Source organism: Mycobacterium sp. (genome assembly GCF_032161845.1).
Lineage (GTDB): Bacteria > Actinomycetota > Actinomycetes > Mycobacteriales > Mycobacteriaceae > Mycobacterium.
Window position 1 is genome coordinate 1 of the sequence record NZ_JAVRQA010000376.1, and the last position, 3,494, is coordinate 3,494.

Consider the following 3,494-nt stretch of genomic DNA (forward strand, 5'->3'; position numbering starts at 1 on the left):
ACGTGGCCAACGATCTCACCTTCGCCGACCTGCTTGCCCAGGTGCGTGAGCGCAGCCTGGCTGCCTACGAACACCAGGACGTGCCCTTCGAGGCACTCGTCGAGCGGCTCAACCCGCCCCGGTCTCGCACCCATCACCCGCTGGTTCAGGTCATCTTGGCGTGGCAGAACACTCCGCCGCCCGAGATGTGGGCCGGTGACGTGTCGATCAATCGCATACCGCTCGACACCCACAAGATTCCCGTGGATCTCACGTTCTCGCTGACGGAGAGCTTCACCGAAGCAGGCACTCCCAACGGGGTGGGCGGCTCGGTGCAATTCCGCACCGACGTCTTCGACGGGGCCACGATCGAGACGCTCGTCGAGCGGCTGAAGCGCGTGCTGCTGGCGCTGACGGCCGATCCCGCGGTGCGGCTGTCCTCGGTCGACCTGCTCGAGTCCGGCGAGCGGACCCGGCTGAATCAGTGGGGCAATCAGGCGGCACTGACCACGCCGGCCGCCCCCGTGTCGATTCCGCAGGCGTTCGCCCACCGGGTGCAAGCCGCCCCCGACGCCGTGGCGTTGGTCTGCGGCGAAACGTCGTGGACCTACCGCGAGGTGGACGAGTCGGCGAAACGGTTGGCGCACTTGCTCGTCGGCTACGGCGTCGGCCCCGGTGCCAACGTGGCACTGGTCTTCGAGCGATCGGCTCACGCCGTCATCACGATGCTGGCGGTGCTCAAGACCGGTGCGGCCTATCTGGCGCTCGACCCCGGCCTGCCACGGGCACGGTTGGACTTCATGCTCGCCGACGCGGCGCCCGTCGCCGCCGTCACCACCGCGGAGCTCGCCGACCGACTCGACGGTCACGCCCTGCCCATCATCGACTACGCCCAAACCGACGTCTCGGCGGAAGAAGCCCAGGAAGGGCACGCCAAGACGTCGATCTCGGCACCTGCGCCCGACGACATCGCCTACTTCGTCTACACCTCGGGCACCACTGGCACGCCCAAGGGCGTCGCGATCACTCACCACAACCTGACCCAGCTCATCCTGTCCCAAGATGGCGGCCTGCCCACGGCAACGGATCAGGCATGGCCGCAATGGCATTCGTACGCCTTCGACTTCTCGGTGTGGGAGATCTGGGGTGCCCTGCTGGGTGGTGGTCGACTGGTGGTGGTCCCCGAGTCGGTCGCCCACTCGCCGAGCGACTTCCACGACCTGCTGGTCGCCGAAGGCGTCAACGTGCTCACCCAGACGCCGTCCGCGGTGGCGGTATTGGCACCGGAGGGGCTCGATTCGACGGCGCTGGTGATGGGTGGCGAAGCCTGTCCGGCCGACGTCGTCGACCGCTGGGCACCGGGACGCGTGATGGTCAACGCGTACGGCCCGACCGAGACGACGATCTACGTGACGCTGAGTGCGCCGTTGACGGCGGGGTCGGGGCCTGCACCGATTGGTGCGCCGGTACCGGGATCGGCGCTGTTCGTCCTCGACCCCTGGCTTCGGCCGGTGCCTCCCGGCGTAACCGGAGAGTTGTACGTCGCGGGTCATGGTGTGGGCGTGGGATATTGGCGCAGGGGCGAGTTGACGGCAGCGCGCTTCGTGGCGTGTCCGTTCGGCAAGCCCGGCACGCGGATGTATCGCACCGGCGACCTGGTCCGCTGGCGCGCCGACGGGCAGCTCGACTACCTCGGCCGCGCCGACGACCAAGTGAAGATCCGCGGATATCGCATCGAACTCGGAGAGGTGCAGGCCGCGCTTGCCGCGCTCGACGGCGTCGAGCAGGCCGGGGTGACCGTTCGCGAGGACCGACCAGGCGACAAGCGGCTCGTCGGATACGTCACCGGGACAACGGACCCCGCCGAGGCACGCGCGAGCATGGCCGATGGCCTGCCCGCCTACATGGTTCCCGCTGCCGTGGTGGTGGTGGACGCACTGCCCCTGACGGTCAGCGGCAAGCTCGACGTCAACGCTCTGCCGGAACCCGAATACCAGGAGGCCGGTGAGTACCGCGCCCCGGTGACCGTCGTCGAGGAGATCTTGACGGGCATCTACGGTCACGTCCTCGGTCTCGAGCGGGTCGGCGTCGACGACTCCTTCTTCGACCTTGGCGGCGACTCCCTGTCGGCGATGAGGGTGATCGCGGCCATCAACAAGTCATTGGACGCCGACCTCGCGGTGCGGACCCTGTTCGACGCGCCGACCGTTGCCCAGTTGGCGCCCTGCGTCGCAGCGGACAAGCGCAGGCTCGAGCCCCTGGTGACCCGCGACCGCCCAGCGGAGATCCCCCTGTCCTTCGCGCAGAACCGCTTGTGGCTCCTCGACCAATTGCACGGCCCCTCACCGGTTTACAACATGTCGGTGGTGTTGCGGTTGAGCGGACGGCTCGACGTCGAAGCGCTCGCCGCGGCACTGACCGACGTGCTGGACCGCCACGAGAGCCTGCGCACGGTGTTTCCGGCGCCCGACGGCATACCTCGACAGCTGACCGTGCCGACCGAGGACGCCGACTTCGGCTGGGACGTCGTCGACGCCACGGACTGGCCGGCTCACCGACTGGACGAGGGCGTTGGCGCTGCTGCGCGCCACACGTTCGACCTGACCTCCGACATCCCGTTGTGGGCAAGGCTCTTCAGCGTGGCCGACGACGAACACGTCCTCGTGGCCACGGCACACCACATCGCCGCGGACGGATGGTCGATGACGCCGCTCGTCGGCGATCTTGGCGCCGCGTACACCAGCCGACGAGCGGGTGAGGCGCCGGGCTGGGACCGCTTGCCCGTCCAGTACGCCGATTACACGCTGTGGCAGCGCGCGCAGTTCGGTGAGCTCGACGACGGCGGAAGCCGCATCGCCGCGCAGCTGAAGTACTGGCAAGGCGCCCTGGCTGGGATGCCGCAACGGCTGGAACTGCCCACCGACCGCCCGTATCCCCTGGAGGCCGACTACCGCGGCGCCAGCGTCGCGGTGAAGTGGTCGGCGGAGCTTCAGCAACGCGTGCGCGAGGTCGCCCGCGAGCACAACGCGACGAGCTTCATGGTGGTCCAGGCTGCGCTGTCGCTGTTGCTGTCCGGTATGAGCGGCAGTCCCGATGTGGCGGTTGGTTTTCCGATCGCGGGACGCAGTGATCCCGCGCTGGACGCTCTAGTGGGATTCTTCGTCAACACCTTGGTGTTGCGGGTCGACGTGGCAAGGGATCTCACGTTCACCGATCTGCTTGCTCAGGTGCGCGAGCGCAGCCTTGCCGCCTACGAGCATCAGGACGTTCCCTTCGAGGTGCTCGTCGAGCGACTCAATCCACCCCGCTCGCTGAGCCATCACCCCCTGATCCAGGTGATGTTGGCCTGGCAGAACTTCGGCAAGCTCGGTGACGATCCCGTCGCAGGCCTGACACTGGACGAGCTTCAGGTCACGCCGGTGCCCCTTGACGCCCACACCGCACGAATGGATCTCGCGTTCTCGTTGACGGAGCGGTTCACCGACACCGGCGATCCCGCGGGCATCGGCGGTTCG

1 protein-coding gene is annotated in these 3,494 nt (G+C 68.1%); it reads left to right on the forward strand.

What is annotated here, in order from left to right:
* A partial coding sequence (locus QOD90_RS20340; protein WP_526352638.1) for a non-ribosomal peptide synthetase occupies window positions 1-3,494 on the forward strand: 3,494 nt, incomplete at both ends.